The organism is Streptomyces sp. NRRL S-920, assembly GCF_000717945.1.
GTDB classification, from domain to species: Bacteria; Actinomycetota; Actinomycetes; order Streptomycetales; family Streptomycetaceae; genus Streptomyces; species Streptomyces alboniger.
The window spans coordinates 30,883-49,521 of sequence record NZ_JODF01000024.1 but is presented as its reverse complement, the minus strand read 5'-3'; the positions used below and the strand labels follow the sequence as shown (position 1 = coordinate 49,521).

Sequence of the window (18,639 nt, the reverse complement as noted above, 5' to 3'; positions counted from 1 at the left end):
GGACAAGCGCTGCGTCGAAGGGATCCTGATCGTGCAACGACCTGCTGTCACGGCCGTGTTGACCGCTGCCGTCCTCGCCCTCGCGGCCGGATGTTCGTCCGGCGGCACGGACGGCCCGGACCACCGCGAGAGCCCCTCGAAGAAGGAGAGCGCGCGGAAGTCCCCCACCGGGAAGCCGGGCGCCGAACCCCCACCGGAGAAGGGCTCGGCGAAGGTCACCCGCACCCTCGCCACGGGCCTGAAGTCCCCCTGGGGTCTCGCCGCGCTGCCCGGCGGGGACCTTCTGGTCTCCTCGCGCGACGAGGGCACGATCACCCGCGTCGACGGTACGACGGGCAAGAAGACGGAGCTGGGCGAGGTCCCCGGCGTCTCCCCCGGCGGCGAGGGCGGCCTGATGGGCCTCGCGCTCTCTCCCTCGTACGCCTCGGACCACATGGTGTACGCGTACTTCACGACGGAGTCCGACAACCGCGTCGCCCGCATGCTGTACGACGAGAAGAAGCCGTCCGGCAAGCAGCTCGGCGCACCGGACACGGTCTTCAAGGGCATCCCCAAGGGCATGATCCACAACGGTGGCCGGATCGCCTTCGGCCCCGACAAGATGCTGTACGCGGGCGTGGGCGAGACGGGCGACACGGATCTGTCCCAGGACAAGAAGTCCCTGGGCGGCAAGATCCTGCGGCTGACCCCGGACGGGGAGCCCGCCCCCGACAACCCCTTCGACGCGTCCCCCGTCTATTCGCTGGGCCACCGCAATGTGCAGGGCCTGGCCTGGGACGAGCAGAAGAGGCTGTGGGCCTCGGAGTTCGGCCAGGACACCTGGGACGAGCTGAACGAGATCAAGGCCGGTGAGAACTACGGCTGGCCGGACGCCGAGGGCAAGGCGGGCAAGACCGGGTTCCGCGATCCCATCGCCCAGTGGAAGACCTCGGAGGCCTCACCGAGCGGTGTCGCCTACGCCGAGGGCTCGGTCTGGATGGCGGGCCTGCGCGGCGAGCGGCTGTGGCGCATCCCGGTGCGGGGCGTGACGGGCGAGCCGGAACCCCAGGCGTTCCTGAAGGGCGACCACGGCCGGCTGCGCACGGTGCTCGCGGCGGGCGGGAAGAAGCTGTGGCTGGTGACGAGCGAGACGGACTCGCGGGGGACACCGGAGAAGGGGGACGACAAGATCCTGGAGGTGGAGGTGGAGTAGGTCAGCCACGGGCCTCGTCGGAGCCGGGCGCCTCGTGGGAGCCGGGCGTCTCGTGGGAGCCGGGCGTCTCGTCGGAGTCCGGCGTCCCGTCCGTGCGGGGTGCCGGGACCGGTGGGCGTACGACCACCTTGCCCGAGGTCAGATCGATCGGCCCGCGTCCGGGATCGCCGTCGGCGAGGTCGACGCGGGTCATCTCCAGACGCTTCTGCTCGTCGTCGGTGTGCTTGCGCCCCGGCGCGAACAGAGCCTCTATCGCGTTGAACACTGCGCCTCCCTGGAGCCGAGTTCCTGCCGTCAAGCGTAAGTGAGGGCCCGCGAAACCGGCCGGGAGCGAAGAGGCGCGGGTCAGCCGCGGCTCGCGGGTGGGAAGAGCCGCAGCCGATGGGCCAGGGCTGCGGCCTCGCCCCGGCCGGTCACGGACAGCTTGGCGAGGATGTTGGAGACGTGGACGCTCGCCGTCTTCGGGGAGATGAACAGTTCCTCGGCGATCTGGCGGTTGCTGCGGCCCACCGCGACCAGGCGCAGGACGTCCCGCTCCCGGCTGGTCAGACCGAGCGCCTCGACGGGGTCGGCGGGGGCGGCGGGGGCGGGCGTGCCCTCGGCGGGGCGCAGGGTGAGGCGGGCCCGCTGGGCGAGCCCGGTGATCGAGTCGATGAGCGGCCGCGCGCCGAGCCGCTCGGCCTCCTGGGCCGCCTGGCGCAGCAGGTGGGCGGCGCGGTCGCGGTCGGTGCCGTCCGGGGCGAGGAGTGCCTCGGCCAGGCGCAGGCGGACCTGGGCGAGGTCGTAGGGCCGGTCGAGGGGTTCGACGGCGGCGACCACGGCGGCCCAGTCGGCGGGGCCGTCACGGCCCTCGGCGCGCAGCAGTTCGGCGCGGGTCCACTCGTCGTAGGCGCGCCAGAGCGGAATCGGTGTGGCGAGGGACCTGGTCACCTTGCGGATACGTTCGAGGGCGGCGGGGCGGCCCTGTTCGGCGGCGGGCAGGCCGCGGGCGTCGGCCTCCATCGCGGCGGCGGTGAGCAGCAGCGGCCAGCCGTACTTGTAGGTGCCGAAGGGAAGCCCGGAGGCGAGGTGGTCCTCGGCCTGGGCGCGGCCGTCCAGGACGCGCCCCTCGGCCGCGGCGATGCCGAGGGCGATCCGGGCCAGCGGCAGCGTGTACTGCGGCTGCGGGTCATGGGTGCCGTAGTGGTGGTGGGCGGCCTGGAGGTGGCGGGTCGCGGCGTCGAGGTCGCCGCGGAAGAGCGCCATGCGTGCCGAGCACTGCTCGGCGGAGCCCCGGGGCTTGGAACTGTGCACGCAGCGGTGGGTGTGGGCGACGGCCTCGGCGGCCTCGTCCCAGCGGCCCAGGGAGACGAGGGCTTCGGCGGCGTTGGCCCAGATCCAGCCCTCGGTGTCCACCAGGCCGTACTTGCGGCAGAACTCGATGCCCTCCATCGCGACCTTCACCGCCTCGGCGGAGCGGCCGACGCCTTCCAGGGCGGAAGGGAGGTTGATGTGGGCGCGGCCGAGGTCGGTGACCAGGCCCTGCTCGACGACGCGGTCCCTGACCTCGTACATCTCGGCGAGGCCGGCTTCCGGGTCGCCCGCCTCGATGAGGAGGTTGCCGCGGGTGAGCCGGGCGTTCAGCTCGATGGTGTCGGCCTTGACCATGCGGGCGAACTCGACGGCCCGTTCGGCGGCGGCCATGGTCTCCGGGCCGGGGTCGTGCAGCATGCCCCAGGAGGCGCGGTAGACGAGTACGTCCGCGTGCACCTCGGAGGGCGGCAGGCCGCGCATCAGCTCCTGAGCCCTGGCGATCTCGGCCCAGCCGTCGCCGCGGCCGAGGGTGGAGACGAGGCGGGAGCGCTGGACCCAGAACCAGGCGGAGCGCAGGGGGTCGTTCTCGCCGTCCAGGAGGCGCAGGGCGCGCTTGGTGCTCTTCAGGGCGCGGTCGCGTTCCCCGCACAGGCGTCCGGCGACGGTGGCCTCCGCCATCAGGTCCAGATAGCTCAGCGGGGTGGTGGGGTCGCAGCCGCAGGCGGGGTAGCCCTCGACGTAGTCGGCGGGGCGCAGTTCCGCGCGGACACCGGCGGGGGCGTCGTCCCACAGCTCCATCGCCCGTTCGAGCAGGCGCAGTTGCTCGGCGTACGCGTGCCGGTGGCGGGCCTCGACGGAGGCTCTGAGGACGGCGGGCAGGGCCTTGGCCGCGTCGTGCGCGTAATACCAGTAGGTGGCGAGGCGGGCGGCGCGCTGGTCGGCGGCGACAAGTGCCGGGTCGGCCTCCAGGGCCTCGGCGAAGCGGCGGTTGATGCGGGAGCGTTCGCCGGGCAGCAGGTCGTCGCTGACGGCCTCGCGGACCAGGGAGTGCCGGAAGCGGTAGCCGTCGCCGTCGGGCGAGGCGAGCAGGATGTTCGCGCCGACGGCGGCCCGCAGGGCCTCGATCAGGTCGTCCTCGCCGAGCCCGGCGACCTCGGCGAGCAGTTCGTACTCGACGGTGGAGCCGCCCTCGGCGACGATCCGCGCCACCCTCTGGGTGTCCTCGGGCAGTTCCTCGACGCGTACGAGGAGCAGGTCGCGCAGGGAGTCGGTGAGGCCCGCGCAGCTGCCGCCGTGGGTGGCGACGGCGAGTTCCTCGACGAAGAAGGCGTTGCCGTCGGAGCGCTCGAATATCTCGTCCACCAGGAACTGTTCGGGTTCGGCGGCGAATATCCCGGCCATCTGGCGGGCGACCTCGTCCTTGCTGAAGCGGCCGAGTTCGATGCGCCGCACGGTGCGCAGCCGGTCCAGTTCGGCGAGCAGGGGCCGCAGCGGGTGGCGGCGGTGGATGTCGTCGGCGCGGTAGGTGGCGAGGAGGACGAGGCGGCCGCCGCGCAGGGTGCGGAAGAGGTAGGCGAGGAGGTGGCGGGTGGAGGCGTCCGCCCAGTGCAGGTCCTCCAGGGCGACGACGACGGTGCGTTCGCGGGAGAGGCGCTCCAGGAGGCGGGCGGTGAGTTCGAAGAGCCGCGCCATGCCCTGCTCGTCGTTTCCGCCGCCGGGTCCGTTGGGGTGGGGGGCGGCGCCGGCCAGTTCGGGCAGGATCCGGGCGAGTTCCTCCTCCTGTCCCTCGGCGGCCGCGGCCAGTTCGTCGGGCAGTTGGCGGCGCAGGGCGCGCAGGGCGGTGGAGAAGGGGGCGAACGGCAGGCCGTCGGCTCCGATCTCCACGCAGCCGCCGAGCGCGACGACGGCGCCCCGCTTCTGGGCGGCTTCGACGAACTCCTCGACGAGGCGGGTCTTGCCGACGCCCGCCTCGCCGCCGAGCAGCAACGCCTGCGGCTCACCCGTGCCCGGGTTCCCGGCTCCTTCGAGCGGGGTTCCCGTGGCACGGGCGAGCGCTTCGTTCAGAATGCCCAGTTCGTCGGAGCGGCCGACGAACACGGGACTGACGGACCTGGTCTGCACGCCCGCGAGCATCGCACAGAGATCGCGCGATGCGGCACCCGATATCCGCGGAGCGGTCACCGGCGCCGGCGCGTTCACCTCAGGCGGCCCGTGTGAAGCGGGTCTTCCAGAGGGGCACGCTCACCCGCCCCCCGGCTTCGTCGCGGCCGGAGCGGCGGGCGGCGGCGCGGTTTCCGCGGGCCTCGCGGATCAGGCGGCGGCGGTCGGCCTCCCGGACGAGGTCGGCGGCGCGCATCTGGTACATCTCGTACTCGAACATCTTGTACCCCTCGGCTTGTCTGGGTGGTGCGTTGTGGTGGTCATCGCCGGTGTCGCTCTCTGCGATGTCTCCACTCTCGTCTCCCAGAGGGGTCCGCCGCATCGGGCGGGTTCCGCATCTCCCGAGGGCGGGGGGCCTTAGGTACGACGAGGGGCGGGCCGGGGGCCTTAGCCCCTGACCCGCCCCTGCCTTACGTAAGGACCCAGTGCCTCAGGAAGGTGCCGACGGCAGGCCGAGCAGCAGGTCGGAGTACTTGGCCACGGCGAGGATCAGTCCGATCACGCCGAGCGCGACGCCCGCCCACGCCACGGACTTGATCCAGGGCGCCTGCTCCTTGCCGGGGGCGCCGAACGCGGGCCTGACCAGCACCACGAAGCCGATGACCAGCGCGGAGAGCGCGAAGATGCCGGCGACCAGCGCGGTGGCCTGCCAGGAGTCGCCGTACATGGCCTGGAGCTGGTCGGAGACGCTCGCGGACTGCTTGGTCTCCAGCTGCCCCATGATGTTCGAGCGTGCCCCGGCGATCGTGCCGAGCCAGCCGCCGGAGAGGCCGATCACGCCGAGCGCGGCGGAGACGACGGCGGCGGCGCCCTGACCGACGCCGGTGGAGCCGGCGGACGCGACGGCCTCGGCGTCGGCATCGGCGTCGGCCTCAATGCCGGTTTCGGCGTCGGTGTCGGTCACTTCACCGGTGTCGGTCACTTCACCGGTCTCGGCCTCGACTTCGGCCTCGGCCTCGGCGGCACCCTTGGCACCGGCCGCGTCATCTGTCTTAGTACCCATGCTCCGCACCGTACGGACGGAGTCTGAGAGCACTCTTAACGCGCGTCCCGCGCCGCCCCCGCGTCCCGCACCGCCCGCCACTCCGGAGCGAGGACGGACCACACCTCCATGTCGTGCCGCACCCCCTGCCAGGGGAAGCTCTCGCGCAGCACGCCGTCCCTGGTGAAGCCGAGCCGCTGGGCGGCGGCCTTGCTGCGGTCGTTGCGGGACGAGACCAGCCACTCCACGCGGTGCATGCCGCGCTGCTCGACGGCCCAGTCGATGACGATCCGCGAGGCCTTGTTCACCAGCCCGCGCCCGGCGGCCGACGGCTCCAGCCAGACGCCCAGCTCGCAGCTCTCGGAGCTGGTGTCGAAGATCCGGAAGAGGGCACCGCCGACGAGCGTGCCGTCCAGCCAGATGCCGTAGAGGCGCCCGGTGTCGGCGGCCGCCCTCTCGGCGTATCTCCGCAGGAAGCCGCGCGCCGTCTCCAGGTCCTTCACGTCCACGGTGAAGGGCACCCACGGCCCCGCGTACTCGCGCGCCCGGTCGACGTGCTCGATGAACTCCGCCGCCTGCCACGGCTCGAGCGGCCGCAGCTCAGCGCCCTCGGCCAGCGATATCGCGAACATCCCGCTCCTTCAGCCCCTGTGCGTCCGCGTCTTCGTCCCGACGCTCGGGGATCTTCGCACGCCCGCCGCGCGGATTCGAGCGACTTTCGGGCGGCTCGATGCTGATGCGCGGCAGTACGCGGTCCAGGCGCCGCGGCAGCCACCAGTTGGCGCCGCCGAGCATGTGCATGAGGGCCGGCACCAGCAGCGTCCGCAGGACGAAGGCGTCGAGGGCGACGGCCGCCGCGAGCGCGATGCCGAACATCGCGATGACGCGGTCGCCGCTGAGGACGAAGGCGAGGAAGACCGAGATCATGATCACGGCCGCGGAGTTGATCACGCGGCTGGTCTCGGCCAGGCCGACCCGCACGGCCCGCCGGTTGTCGCCGGTCTCCAGCCACTCCTCGTACATCCTGCTGACCAGGAACACCTGGTAGTCCATGGAGAGCCCGAAGAGGACGGACACCATGATCACGGGCAGGAAGGGCTCGATCGGCCCGGCCCTGCCGAGGCCGAGCAGCTCGCTCCCCCAGCCCCACTGGAAGATCGCGACGACGATCCCGAACGCGGAGGCGACGGCGGCGACGTTCATCACGGCGGCCTTGAGCGGGATGCCGATGGAGCGGAAGGCCAGCAGGAGGAGGACGCAGCCGAGCCCGATGACGACGCCCACGAAGAGCGGCAGCTTCCCGACGATGATCTCCGCGAAGTCGTCGTAGCTCGCGGTGACGCCGCCGACCGCGATGTCCAGGGAGCTGTCCGCCTCGGCCGCGGGCAGCACGTGCGCGCGCAGCCGGTCGACGAGGTCGCTGGTCGCCTCGGACTGGGGGGAGGAGTCGGGGACGACGGTGAGGAAGGCGGTGCGGCCGTTCTCGTCGTACGTCACCGGGGTCACGGAGGCGACGCCCTCGGTCGATTCCAGTGTGGTGCCGAGGTCGTCGAGGGCGTTGCGGTCGCCCGCGCCGTAGACCTGGCTGACCAGGGTCAGGGGGCCGTTGACTCCGGGGCCGAAGCCGTCGGCGAGCAGGTCGTAGGCCTGCCGTGTGGTGGCGGTCGCGGGGTTGTTGCCCTGGTCGGAGGTGCCCAGGTGCAGGGCGAACGCGGGCAGCGCGAGCACGGCCATGACGAGGACGGCGATACCGCCGAGGAGCTTCGGGTGGCGTTCGACGAAGGCGGCCCAGCGGGCGGCGAGCCCGGTCGGCAGCTCCGGCTGCGGCCCCTGCTCGGTGAGCCTGCGGCGTTCGCGGCGGCTGAGGGCGCGCGGCCCGATCCAGGAGAGCAGCGCGGGCAGCAGGGTCACGGACGCGGCGACGGTGAGGATCACGGTGAGCGAGGCGGCGATCGCGACGCCGTTGAGGAAGCTGAGCCGCAGGATGAGCATGCCGAGCAGGGCGATGCAGACGGTGGCGCCCGCGAAGACGACCGCGCGCCCGGTGGTGGCCACCGCCCGCTCGGCGGCCTCGGCGACGGGCAGGCCGCGTTTGAGGCCCTTGCGGTGCCGGGTCACGATGAACAACGCGTAGTCGATGCCGACTCCGAGGCCGATCAGCGTGCCCAGCATCGGAGCGAAGTCGGCGACGGTCATCACCTGGCCGAGCAGCACTATTCCCGCGTACGCGGTGCCGACGGACACCAGCGCGGTGGCGATGGGCAGCACCGAGGCGGCGAGCGAACCGAAGGCCAGGAAGAGCACGACGGCGGCGACGGCGACCCCGACGATCTCGGCGACCTTCGCGCTCTTGGACTCGGTGAGCCCGATGGCGGTGCCGCCGAGTTCGACCTCCAGGCCCTCGGACTCGGCGGCCTTGGCGGTGTCGACGACCTGCTGGGCGTCGGCCTTGTCGAGGTCGTCGGCCTGTGCGCGGAAGGTGAGGGTGGCGTAGGCGGTGCGGCCGTCCTGGCTGATCCGTCCCGCGCCCTCACGGTCGTACGGGCTGGTCACGGAGGCCACGGCGGGCAGGTCGGCGAGCTTGTCCAGGGTCTCGGACATGGTCTGCTCGACATCGGCGGCGCGGACGGCGGCGACGCGCCCCGAGGCATCGGGGCCGGTGTGCCAGACGACGGTGTCGCTGTCGCCGCCGAGGCCGTGGAACCCCTTGTCCAGGAGCTGGGTCGCGCGGCCGGACTCGGTGCCGGGGACCTCGTAGTCGTTCGAGTACGAGGATCCGGCGACGGTGGCGGCGGTCGCGGTGCCGCCGAGCGCGAGGAGCCAGAGCAGAACGGCGAGAAGACGGTGCCTGACGCACCACCGTGCGAGTGCTCCCACGTACTGGCTCCCTGGGGTGATTCGTGGATCTTTATCGGGAACAGCAGTGAATCAACTGAACAGCCCGCAAAGAACGCATAGCGGCGACATGAGCGCCAGAAACACCTTGACAGCCCTTGGTGATCCTTAGTCCCTTTCGTGGCCATACTCACAAGGGCACAAGGTGTGCGCGGAAGTCCCTCGGGAAACCTCCGCGCACCCGCGCGTGCGTCGCGTCAGCCCGAGACGCTCACGCGTCCGTTCTCTATGTGGCCCATGAGGCGGCGCCGGAAGGCGGTGTCGCGGTCGGTGGTGACCTCGATGTCGTACCAGCCGTGCTCGTCCTCGGTCCGCCAGGCGACGGTACGGCTGCTGCCCGCCCGGACACGGACGGTCCGCGTCCGGCGCCGGATGTCCTCCTCGTCCACGTATCCGAGCGGCTTGACCGTGAAGACCAGATCCGCGCGGCCGCGACTGGCCAGGGTGAGGTGGATCTCGCGGCGGGTGATCGCGGAGGCGAGCCGCGCGCCGCCGTCGCTGCCGCCCTTGCCCGCCGTGCCGCCCTTGCCTCCGCCTGCCGTGCCGCCCGCGAACTCGCGCCGGAAGCCGTTCGGCCCCGTGACGGTGAACGCGTACGTGTCACCCGGCACCGGCACGGTCCAGGAGCCCTTGCGCACGACGTCCTGGTGCTGGGGCACCGGGAACTCGCCGGCGTAGGGGTAGAGCGCGAAGTGCGCGCTGGAGCTGCCGCCGTTGCGCAGCCGCACCGTGAGCGTGCCGTCCTCGGCGGGGCGTACGTCGGCGTCGGGCTGGTACGGCAGCGGGCGGGCACGCCGGACACCGGGCTCCTGGACCGGCATGGCTTGCTTCAGGGGCGGCTGGGGCTTCCAGCGTCCAGTGAATGCCGGGATCGGGCCGGGCCGCTCGACGTCCGGCTGCCGGTGGGCGCGCCGGAAGTCGAAGGCGCCGGTGAGGTCGCCGGTGACCTTGCGGCGCCAGTCACTGATGTTGGGCTCCTTGACACCGGTCCACTTCTCCAGGAAGCGCACGACGGAGGTGTGGTCGAAGACCTCGGAGCAGACGTAGCCGCCGACGGTCCACGGCGAGACGACGAGCATCGGCACGCGCATGCCGAGCCCGGTCGGCTTCCCTTCCCAGCGCTCCTCCTTCTCCTGGGCGGAGTCGCCACCGGGCACGGGCGGCGGGACGTGGTCGAAGAAGCCGTCGTTCTCGTCGTAGTTGATGAAGACGGCGGTGCGGCGCCACACCTCGGGGTGGGAGGCGAGGGCGTCGAGGATCTTGTAGACGATGGTCGCGCTGTGGATCGGCGAGGAGACGCCGGGGTGCTCGGAGTCCACCGCGGACGGCACCAGATAGGTGACCTTCGCCAGCTTGCCGCCCGCGACGTCCTCGGCGAACTTTTCGACGAGCTTGCCGGTCGGCACGCGCCGCAGCCCGCGCTCGAACAGGGACCGCTCGCGCTTGCTCAGCGTGGCGACGCCCTCGTCCAGGGTGGCGAGCAGCTTGGCGCGCTCGGCCTCGTCCCTGGTGTCGCGCACCTTGGCGTAGAAGGCCTCCATGAAGGTGAGGCCGGTCTTGGCCAGGGCCTTGCGGGCGATGGCCTTGAAGGTGGTGAAGAACTCGATCTGGTTGTCGGTGAAGTTCTCCCACTCCGTGTACGTCCGCCAGCTCACGCCCGCCTTCTCCAGGCGCTCGGCGTACGTGCCCCAGCCGTAGCCGGGGTGGGTGCCCTCGGCGTACGCGTCATTGCCGACGGCCCGCTTGCCGTTCGCCTCGTAGCCCGTCCTCCCGCTCCACAGGTGGTTGCGGTTGGGGCTGGTGGAGGTGTGGATGGAGGAGTGGTAGGCGTCGCAGACGGTGAAGGTGTCGGCGAGTTCGTAGTGCAGCGGGATGTCCTCGCGCGTGTAGTACGCCATGGTGGCCGCCGTCTTGGCGGTGATCCAGCCGTCCATCCAGCCGTCGCGCCAGGCCTTGGCCCCGCCGCTCCAGGAGTGGTCCAGGTCGCCGATGTACTGGAGGTCCTTGGCTTGCGTCCTCGCGGCCTCGCGGACGGGGAAGGGCAGGACGGTGTGCGCACCGCCGGGCTGCTCGAACACCGATGTGCCGCCGGGCAGCCGGATGGCGTTGCGGTCACCGAAGCCGCGTACCCCGCGCAGGGAGCCGAAGTAGTGGTCGAAGGAGCGGTTCTCCTGCATCAGGATCACGACGTGCTCGATCGAGTCGAGACCGCCGCCGCGCGGCGGCTCGTGCGCGAGCGCCTCCCTCAGCGAGGGCGGCAGGAAGGAACCGGCGGTGGCCGCGCCGAGCGCGCCGCCGCCGATCGCCATCAGGCGTCTGCGCGAAATCTCCGGAGTCACGTACGACCTCCCAGTAGTCCTGGCCGACAGCCAATGGTCCGCTGGTGATCCATTGACCTGTTCCGCCGGGACGCTAGTGACGTCCGGTTTCCTTGTGAAGGCCGAGGGTCAAAGTCGGGGTGAACGTCCAAAAGGTCCCGGACGCGCGGGCGTTGGCGGGCCGCGTCGGCGCCCCCTTCGCGAGGGCGTTGTCAGTGGGGGGTGCCATCCTCGGAGGCATGGAGATCACCGCGCGCCTCGCCGCCTTCACGGACCTGGCCGGCCCGCCGCCCGACGCCGTGCCCGCCGTCGACTGGGCCGCGGTGGAGGCCTGGCTCGAAGTCCCCCTCCCGGCTGACTACAAGGCGCTGGTCTCGGCGTACGGCCCGGTCGAGATAGGTGACGGCGTCGCGGCCATCCGCCTGCACACCCCGTGCGTCAGCGCCGACGGGCGGTATGAATACGGGGCCTGGGTGGTCGAGACCCACCGCCACTCCGCGATCCGGCCGCGCATGTTCACCCGGGAACGGCGCCGCTTCCTGCCCGAGGAGGGCGGCCTCCTCGCCCTCGCCACGACGGCGGGCGGCGACCACCTGTTCTGGGACACCTCGGTGTCGAAGGACCCGGACGCGTGGCCGGTGGTGCTCCTGACCACGTCCATCGCCGTCGGCGAGGGCGAGCCCTGGGTGTCTTACGAAGTCCCGCTGCTCGACGTGCTGTCGGCGCCCGCCCGCGAGAGCGCAGCTGCGCGGGAGGGTGTGGCCGTCCGCGCCTGGGCGCCGCTGGCCGGCGCCCGCCCCTGGTCCCCGCCGCCCCGGGGTGCGTACGTCGACGCCCGCCAGCACGCCGCGCTCACCGAGGGCGAGGGCCTGGCGGCGGTCACCGCGCTGATACCCCCGCCGCTCGACCCGCACCTGGGCGAGGGCACCTGGGAGCAGGTCTTCGAGCGGCTCGGCACCCGGCTGCCCCCGGACTTCGTGGCGCTCTCGGAGCGGTACGGCGCGGGGAACTGGAGCTGGTGGCTCGACATGCCCGCTCCCCTGGACCTGCGCAGCCGCCGCGGGCTCGCGGCCGGCGTCGAGGAGATGCTGGAGGGCTACCGCGACCTGCGTGAGGGGCATCCCCAGTACTACCCCCTGCCCGCCTGGCCGGAGCCGGGCGGCTTCCTGCCGTTCGCCTCGACCATCGACGGGGACATGATCGGCTGGTGCGCCGAGGGAGAGCCCGACAAGTGGCGCGTCGCCGTCGATCCGCGCCACAGTGACCAAGGCCCGCCGCTGCCGGGGAACTTCACCGAGACGCTGCTGGACTGGCTGCGCGGCGACGGCCCGGCCACCGCCGGCTTCCACGGACTGCGCGCGGACCAGGACCCGTTGGAGTACATGTTCTTCGAGCCGTTCGGACCGCGCGGGGCCGGGTGACCGTGCTCTCGCCGGGCCTCCGGGTACGCGGGAGGGGACGGCGCCCCTGTCGGGTGCGCCGCCCCCTCCCGCGGGCGAAGAGACCGTCAGCCCTCGCTGACGCCCAGCTTCTCCAGGATGAGTTCCTTGACGCGGGCCGCGTCCGCCTGGCCGCGGGTGGCCTTCATGACCGCGCCGACCAGGGCGCCGACCGCCGCGACCTTGCCGCCGCGGATCTTCTCGGCGATGGCGGCGTTGCCGGCGATGGCCTCGTCGACGGCGGCTGTGAGGGCACCCTCGTCCGAGACGACCTTCAGGCCGCGCTTCTCGACGACCTCGTCCGGCGTGCCCTCGCCCTTCAGAACGCCCTCGATGACCTGGCGGGCCAGCTTGTCGTTCAGGTCACCGGAGGCGACCAGCTCGGTGACGCGGGCGACGTGCTCCGGGGTGATCGGCAGTGCGCCCAGCTCCACGCCCTGCTCGTTGGCGTGGCGGGCCAGCTCGCCCATCCACCACTTGCGGGCCGACGCGGCGTCCGCGCCCGCGTTGACGGTGGCGACGATCGGGCCGATGGCGTCGGCGTTGAGGATCGACTGCATGTCGTGCTCGGAGATGCCCCACTCCTCGCGGAGCCGGTTGCGGCGCAGCCGCGGCAGCTCCGGGAGTCCGGCGCGCAGCTCCTCGACCCACTCGCGGGACGGGGCGACGGGGACGAGGTCGGGCTCCGGGAAGTACCGGTAGTCCTCGGCGTTGTCCTTGATGCGGCCGGAGGTCGTGGAGCCGTCCTCCTCGTGGAAGTGACGGGTCTCCTGGATGATCGTGCCGCCCGAGGAGAGCACCGCCGCGTGGCGCTGGATCTCGAAGCGCGCCGCGCGCTCCACGGAACGCAGCGAGTTCACGTTCTTCGTCTCGCTGCGCGTGCCGAACTTCTCCTGGCCCCTGGGACGCAAGGAGAGGTTCACGTCGCAGCGCATCTGGCCCTTGTCCATGCGGGCCTCGGAGACGCCGAGCGCCTTGATCAGCTCGCGCAGCTCGGCGACGTACGCCTTGGCGACCTCGGGGGCGCGCTCGCCCGCGCCCTCGATCGGCTTGGTGACGATCTCGATGAGCGGGATACCGGCGCGGTTGTAGTCCAGGAGCGAGTGCGAGGCGCCGTGGATACGGCCCGTCGCACCGCCCACGTGCGTGGACTTGCCGGTGTCCTCCTCCATGTGGGCGCGCTCGATCTCCACGCGGAAGACCTCGCCGTCCTCCAGCTGGACGTCCAGATAGCCGTTGAAGGCGATCGGCTCGTCGTACTGGGAGGTCTGGAAGTTCTTCGGCATGTCCGGATAGAAGTAGTTCTTCCGGGCGAAGCGGCACCACTCGGCGATCTCGCAGTGCAGCGCGAGGCCGATCTTGATGGCGGACTCGACGCCGATCTCGTTCACGACCGGCAGCGCGCCGGGCAGGCCGAGGCAGGTCGGGCAGGTCTGGCTGTTCGCGCCCTGCTTGAGCGTGGTCGAGCAGCCGCAGAACATCTTGGTCTTGGTGCCCAGCTCGACATGGACCTCAAGGCCCATGACGGGGTCGTACGTCGCGAGGGCTTCCTCGTACGACACCAGGTCGGTAGTGACAGTCACGGTGAAACTTTCCCTCTCAGCCCAGCAGGACGTCGTCGTCGCCGAGGCGCTTGAGCTCCCGCAGGAGCAGCGCGACGCCGGTGGCGATGGCGGCAGCGGACACGACGGCGTCCACGAGGCGGAGCGTGTCGTGTTCGTAGCGGGCCTTCTTGGCCTGCTTGAGCACGGAGACCGCCCCGAACGCGGTGGTGCCGATCGACAGATACGTACCGGTCTTGGACTTCTTGAAGCCCTTGGCCTTGTTCAGAGCGCTCACAGCGACGGTGCCTCCTCGAGCAGCGGGTGACCCCACTTTTCCACGAAGGCGGCCTCGACGGCGGCACCCACCTTGTACAGGCGGTCGTCCTTCATGGCAGGGGCGATGATCTGCAATCCGACGGGCAGGCCGTCCTCCGGCGCGAGGCCGCAGGGCAGCGACATGGCGGAGTTGCCCGCCAGGTTGGTCGGGATGGTGCACAGGTCGGCCAGGTACATGGCCATCGGGTCGTCGGCGCGCTCCCCGATCGGGAAGGCGGTGGTCGGGGTCGTCGGGGAGACGATCACGTCGACCTGCTCGAAGGCCGCCTCGAACTCACGGGTGATGAGCGTGCGGACCTTCTGGGCGCTTCCGTAGTACGCGTCGTAGTAGCCGGAGCTGAGCGCGTACGTGCCGAGGATGATGCGGCGCTTGACCTCGTCGCCGAAGCCGGCCTCGCGGGTGAGCGCGGTGACGTCCTCGGCGGACTTCGTACCGTCGTCGCCGACGCGCAGGCCGTAGCGCATGGCGTCGAACCGGGCGAGGTTCGAGGAGCACTCGGACGGCGCGATCAGGTAGTACGCGGACAGCGCCAGGTCGAACGTCGGGCAGTCCAGCTCGACGATCTCGGCGCCGAGCGACTTGAGCAGCTCGACGGACTCGTCGAAGCGCTGGACGACACCGGCCTGGTAGCCCTCGCCGCGGAACTGCTTGACGACGCCTACGCGCATGCCCTGGACGGAGCCGTTGCGCGCGGCCTCGACGACCGGCGGGACCGGGGCGTCGATGGACGTCGAGTCCAGCTCGTCGTGGCCTGCGATGGCCTCGTGCAGCAGCGCGGCGTCGAGGACGGTGCGGGCGCAGGGGCCGCCCTGGTCCAGGGAGCTGGAGAAGGCGACCATGCCGTAGCGGGAGACGCCGCCGTAGGTGGGCTTGACGCCGACCGTGCCGGTGACGGCCGCGGGCTGGCGGATGGAGCCGCCGGTGTCCGTGCCGAGGGTCAGCGGGGCCTCGTAGGCGGCGAGGGCGGCGGCCGAGCCGCCTCCGGAGCCGCCGGGGATGCGGGTGAGGTCCCAGGGGTTGCCGGTGGGGCCGAAGGCGCTGTTCTCGGTGGAGGACCCCATGGCGAACTCGTCCATGTTGGTCTTGCCGAGGATGACGACGTCGGCGGCCTTCAGCCTCTTGGTGACGGTCGCGTCGTACGGCGGGATCCAGCCCTCGAGGATCTTGGAGCCGACCGTGGTCGGGATGCCCTCGGTGGTGAAGATGTCCTTGAGCGCGACGGGAACGCCGGCCAGCGGGCCGAGCTTCTCGCCCCTGGCGCGCTTCTCGTCGACGGCGCGGGCCTGCGCGAGGGCGCCCTCGCGGTCGACGTACAGGAAGGCGTGCACCTTCTCGTCGACGGCGTCGATGCGGGCCAGGTGGGCCTCGGTGACCTCGACGGCCGTCAGCTCGCCGGAAGCGATTTTCGCCGCGATCTCGGCGGCGGTGAGCTTGATGATGTCCGTCATGTTCTTAGTCCTCCCCCAGGATCTGCGGCACCTTGAAACGCTGCTGCTCCTGGGCGGGGGCGCCCGAGAGCGCCTGCTCGGGGGTGAGCGACGGACGGACCTCGTCCGCGCGCATGACGTTCGTCAGCGGCAGCGGGTGCGAGGTCGGCGGTACGTCTTGGTCGGCGACCTCCGAGACGCGGGCGACCGCGCCGATGATGTCGTCGAGCTGTCCGGCGAAGTGGTCGAGCTCCTCGGCCTTCAGCTCCAGACGTGCAAGGCGGGCGAGGTGGGCGACCTCCTCGCGCGTGATGCCAGGCATGCGGCGATCCTCAGGGGTGAGTGTGCGGGTTGTGACCCCAATCCTATGGGGCGCGATGGCGTGGCCGTTAAACGGTTTCCCCCGGCGGCTCCGTAGGAAGCTTCTCGCCGCTCCGCGGCGGGCCTCTCCCACCCACCCGCCCATGTGCCCCGCACCGCCTCGTACCCCAGGAGCAGCCCCGCACGGGAGAGCGGCAGACGCCTACTTCACCACATGCCCCGAGGATTCCCCCACGTCGGAGCCTTCAGCGAGGGCCGCCGCCTCCGCCGCGACGTCCACCGGGCGGCGCCAGCCGCGCGAGCCCCGCGCCCGCAGCCACGCGGTGGTCTCGTCGGGCGGCATCGCCGCGGCGACCAGCCACCCCTGCACCGCGTCGCACCCGAGGTCCCGCAGCCGCTCCCACGTCTCGTCGTCCTCGACGCCCTCGGCGACGACGAGCAGCCCCAGGGAGTGCGCGAGGTCCACCGTGCAACGGACGATCGAGGCGTCCTCGTCGTCGATGGCGAGCCGCGCCACGAAGGAGCGGTCGATCTTCAGCTCGCTCACCGGCAGCCGCCGCAGGTGGACCAGCGAGGAGTACCCCGTGCCGAAGTCGTCGAGCGACATCTTGACGCCGTGCCCGGTGAGCCCGGCCAGGGTGTCCGCGGCCCGCTGCGGGTCCTCCAGGAGCACGTGCTCGGTTATCTCCAGTTGCAACGCCCCCGCGGGGACGCCGTGCCGGGCCAGGCGTGCCGCGACCGCGCCCGCGAAGCCGGGGGTGTGGACGTCACGCGGTGAGACGTTGACCGCGACGGGGACCTTCAGGCCCTGCGCCTGCCACTTGGCGACCTGGCCGAGGGCGGACTCCAGGACGTACTCCGTCAGGTGCGGCATGAGTCCGGACGACTCGGCGATGGCGATGAACTCGTCCGGCGGCACCTTGCCGCGCTCGGGGTGCACCCAGCGCACCAGCGCCTCCAGGCCCGCGACCTTGCCGTCGAAGCGGACCTTGGGCTGGTAGTGCAGCTCGACGTCGCCCGCGTCCAGCGCCCGCCGCAGGTCCCCCAACAGGCCGAGCCGGTCCGGGGTGTTGGAGTCCCGCTTGGATTCGTACACCTCGACGCCCGTGCGGTCCCGCTTCGCCTGGTACATCGCCACGTCCGCCCGCCGCAGCAGCCCCTCCGCGTCGAGCGCGTGATCGGGGAAGACGGCGAGGCCCGCGCTGGCCTCCAGGACGAGGGTCAGGCCGTCCAGGTCGAGGGGCGAGCCGAGCGCCGCGACCAGCTGACGGGCCACGCGCGTGGCGGACGTCGTGGAGTCGGCGATGGGGAGGAGCACGGCGAACTCGTCGCCGCCGAGCCGGGCCGCCTCCGCGCCGCGCGGCAGCGCGAGCCGCAGCCGGTCCGCTATCTGCAACAGCAGCCGGTCACCGGCGAGGTGCCCGAGCGTGTCGTTGACCGACCGGAAGCGGTCCATGTCGATCAGCATCAGGGCGGACCTCGCCCCGATCCGCTCGGCGTCGTCGAGGGCGGTCCAGGTCCGCTCAAGGAGCCACTGCCGGTTGGGCAGCCCGGTGAGCGGGTCCCTCAGCTGCTCCTCCGCGCGGGCGCGGGCGATCCACAGGGTGGAGTCGAGCGCGACCAGCGGGATCGCGAAGAGGGGCAGCAGGATCGGCAGCGAGGTGGCCACCACGCAGATGAGCGGGGCGATGCCGAGCAGCGCGATGCCGAGAAGTCCTTGGCGCACCAGGGCCGTTCGGGTGACGGTCGGCAGGGCGCCGGTGCGCGGGGCGTGGACGTACCAGAGCAGTACGCGCGTGACGACGAGGTAGGCGACGGCGACCAGGGCCACCTCGGGGGCGGTGTACAGGTCCCAGGTCTCGGGGAGCCAGGGCGATTCGGCTGTCGGTGACGTGCCGAACGCGGCCAGGGTGAGGGCGCCCGCACCGATGCCGAGGATGTCGACGGCGCCGTGCAGGACGCCCTGGCGCCAGCGGTGCCTGCGCGCGACGCCGACGAGGACGACGACGGTGAGGCTGACCATGCCGGCGGGCACCCACCCGTAGAGCAGGAGCACGGCGACGGTGAGCGCCCCGCCGGACCCCGTGCCGCCCCACCAGCGGTCCCGGCCGAGGGCGACGAGGTGGCCGACGATGAGGCCGGTGAGGACGGCGAGGGACCAGCCCGCGGCCCCGGAGGGGAAGAGGGTGTGCCGGCCCGTGAGGGCCTGGACGAAGCCGGTGCCGAGCAGCACCGCGGCGGCCGTGACGACCACGATGGGCAGCAGCGGCCAGGGGTCGCGGGGCTCCGGGGCGGTGGGGCCGCCCGCCAGGGCCACGGCGCTCTCCGTGCCGTGGCCGGTCGCGGACGAGGTCCAGGCCCGCTCGCGGGGTTCGATGGCGGTGCTCACCGCACCGGCCTGCGGTGTGGTGGAGCCCGGGTCGGCGGACTGCACGGTCCGGCGGCCGCGGAGCCAGGTGCCCGGCGCGCGCCACCGGCGCGCGCGCAGCGGTGAGTCCGGGGCGGCGCTCTCGGTCGGTTCCATTCCCGTCCCTCTCACAGCCGGCGGTGCCCACGCCACACGGACTCGGCCCAAGGTCGACCGGGCCCGCACATTCGTTCCCCAGCTCTGGACGAGCAAGGGGATGCACTGCTCCCGAACTCGTGCCGAGCAGGGGATGCCCCCTTCCACGCTCTTGTTGAGCAGGAGATGCCCCGGTCGCAGCGGGGCACGGCAGGCGCACACCTCAAC

At 72.1% G+C, this 18,639-nt stretch carries 14 protein-coding genes; 2 read left to right on the top strand and 12 right to left on the bottom strand.

Going from position 1 to position 18,639, the window contains the following annotated elements:
* Positions 1 to 31 precede the first annotated feature (31 nt).
* Entirely contained in the window at positions 32 to 1,192 is a 1,161-nt protein-coding gene (locus tag IG54_RS0118960) for a PQQ-dependent sugar dehydrogenase (RefSeq protein WP_106977040.1), read from the top strand.
* A 1-nt stretch (position 1,193) separates the two neighbouring features.
* On the opposite strand, the gene IG54_RS39295 is transcribed toward IG54_RS0118960, so the two are convergent.
* From IG54_RS39295 to IG54_RS0118925, 7 genes are all read right to left on the bottom strand, one after another.
* The gene (locus IG54_RS39295; RefSeq protein WP_051819661.1) at positions 1,194 to 1,457 is read right to left on the bottom strand and encodes a DUF6191 domain-containing protein; all 264 of its coding nucleotides are present in this window, start codon (positions 1,455 to 1,457) and stop codon (positions 1,194 to 1,196) included.
* Between the two features lie 80 nt (positions 1,458 to 1,537).
* On the bottom strand, positions 1,538 to 4,618 hold the full coding sequence (locus IG54_RS0118950) for a helix-turn-helix transcriptional regulator (protein ID WP_037897426.1): 3,081 nt from the start codon (positions 4,616 to 4,618) through the stop codon (positions 1,538 to 1,540).
* A 67-nt stretch (positions 4,619 to 4,685) separates the two neighbouring features.
* Entirely contained in the window at positions 4,686 to 4,865 is a 180-nt protein-coding gene (locus IG54_RS39660; RefSeq protein ID WP_030785236.1) for a hypothetical protein, read from the bottom strand.
* Between the two features lie 210 nt (positions 4,866 to 5,075).
* The gene (locus IG54_RS0118940) at positions 5,076 to 5,648 is read right to left on the bottom strand and encodes a hypothetical protein (RefSeq protein WP_030785234.1); all 573 of its coding nucleotides are present in this window, start codon (positions 5,646 to 5,648) and stop codon (positions 5,076 to 5,078) included.
* A 35-nt stretch (positions 5,649 to 5,683) separates the two neighbouring features.
* Positions 5,684 to 6,259: a GNAT family N-acetyltransferase gene (locus tag IG54_RS0118935; RefSeq protein WP_030785231.1), complete on the bottom strand. Its 576-nt coding sequence runs from the start codon at positions 6,257 to 6,259 to the stop codon at positions 5,684 to 5,686.
* Positions 6,228 to 8,504 carry an MMPL family transporter gene (locus IG54_RS0118930; RefSeq protein WP_030785227.1) on the bottom strand — a complete coding sequence of 759 codons (2,277 nt, stop codon included), beginning with the start codon at positions 8,502 to 8,504 and terminating at the stop codon, positions 6,228 to 6,230. The genes IG54_RS0118935 and IG54_RS0118930 overlap by 32 nt, the downstream gene beginning before the upstream one ends.
* 215 nt (positions 8,505 to 8,719) lie before the next feature.
* Positions 8,720 to 10,861, bottom strand: coding sequence for a phosphocholine-specific phospholipase C (locus IG54_RS0118925; protein WP_030785224.1), 2,142 nt, complete (start codon positions 10,859 to 10,861; stop codon positions 8,720 to 8,722).
* A gap of 218 nt (positions 10,862 to 11,079) precedes the next feature.
* Between IG54_RS0118925 and IG54_RS0118920 the strand changes: the two genes are divergently transcribed.
* Complete coding sequence (locus IG54_RS0118920) at positions 11,080 to 12,261, top strand: SMI1/KNR4 family protein (RefSeq protein WP_234336246.1); 1,182 nt, start codon at positions 11,080 to 11,082, stop codon at positions 12,259 to 12,261.
* An 86-nt stretch (positions 12,262 to 12,347) separates the two neighbouring features.
* On the opposite strand, the gene gatB is transcribed toward IG54_RS0118920, so the two are convergent.
* The 5 genes from gatB to IG54_RS0118895 form a co-directional block, all read right to left on the bottom strand.
* The gene (gene gatB / locus IG54_RS0118915; protein WP_030785220.1) at positions 12,348 to 13,862 is read right to left on the bottom strand and encodes an Asp-tRNA(Asn)/Glu-tRNA(Gln) amidotransferase subunit GatB; all 1,515 of its coding nucleotides are present in this window, start codon (positions 13,860 to 13,862) and stop codon (positions 12,348 to 12,350) included.
* A gap of 16 nt (positions 13,863 to 13,878) precedes the next feature.
* Positions 13,879 to 14,118, bottom strand: a complete 240-nt coding sequence (locus IG54_RS0118910; protein WP_030785218.1) for a hypothetical protein — start codon at positions 14,116 to 14,118, stop codon at positions 13,879 to 13,881.
* Positions 14,115 to 15,608: an Asp-tRNA(Asn)/Glu-tRNA(Gln) amidotransferase subunit GatA gene (gene gatA, locus IG54_RS0118905; RefSeq protein ID WP_030785215.1), complete on the bottom strand. Its 1,494-nt coding sequence runs from the start codon at positions 15,606 to 15,608 to the stop codon at positions 14,115 to 14,117. Before gatA ends, IG54_RS0118910 begins: the two co-directional genes overlap by 4 nt.
* A 4-nt stretch (positions 15,609 to 15,612) precedes the next feature.
* The gene (gatC, locus tag IG54_RS0118900; RefSeq protein WP_010984178.1) at positions 15,613 to 15,909 is read right to left on the bottom strand and encodes an Asp-tRNA(Asn)/Glu-tRNA(Gln) amidotransferase subunit GatC; all 297 of its coding nucleotides are present in this window, start codon (positions 15,907 to 15,909) and stop codon (positions 15,613 to 15,615) included.
* 201 nt (positions 15,910 to 16,110) lie between these two features.
* Entirely contained in the window at positions 16,111 to 18,468 is a 2,358-nt protein-coding gene (locus IG54_RS0118895) for a putative bifunctional diguanylate cyclase/phosphodiesterase (protein WP_420712265.1), read from the bottom strand.
* Positions 18,469 to 18,639 lie beyond the last annotated feature (171 nt).

Bases quoted from the DNA above. Each gene is read 5' to 3' on its own strand.
- IG54_RS0118950 (WP_037897426.1), bottom strand. From the start codon at position 4,618: ATGCTCGCGGGCGTGCAGACCAGGTCCGTCAGTCCCGTGTTCGTCGGC.
- IG54_RS39660 (WP_030785236.1), bottom strand. From the start codon at position 4,865: ATGTTCGAGTACGAGATGTACCAGATGCGCGCCGCCGACCTCGTCCGG.
- IG54_RS0118940 (WP_030785234.1), bottom strand. From the start codon at position 5,648: ATGGGTACTAAGACAGATGACGCGGCCGGTGCCAAGGGTGCCGCCGAG.
- IG54_RS0118935 (WP_030785231.1), bottom strand. From the start codon at position 6,259: ATGTTCGCGATATCGCTGGCCGAGGGCGCTGAGCTGCGGCCGCTCGAG.
- IG54_RS0118920 (WP_234336246.1), top strand. From the start codon at position 11,080: ATGGAGATCACCGCGCGCCTCGCCGCCTTCACGGACCTGGCCGGCCCG.
- gatA (WP_030785215.1), bottom strand. From the start codon at position 15,608: ATGACGGACATCATCAAGCTCACCGCCGCCGAGATCGCGGCGAAAATC.
- gatC (WP_010984178.1), bottom strand. From the start codon at position 15,909: ATGCCTGGCATCACGCGCGAGGAGGTCGCCCACCTCGCCCGCCTTGCA.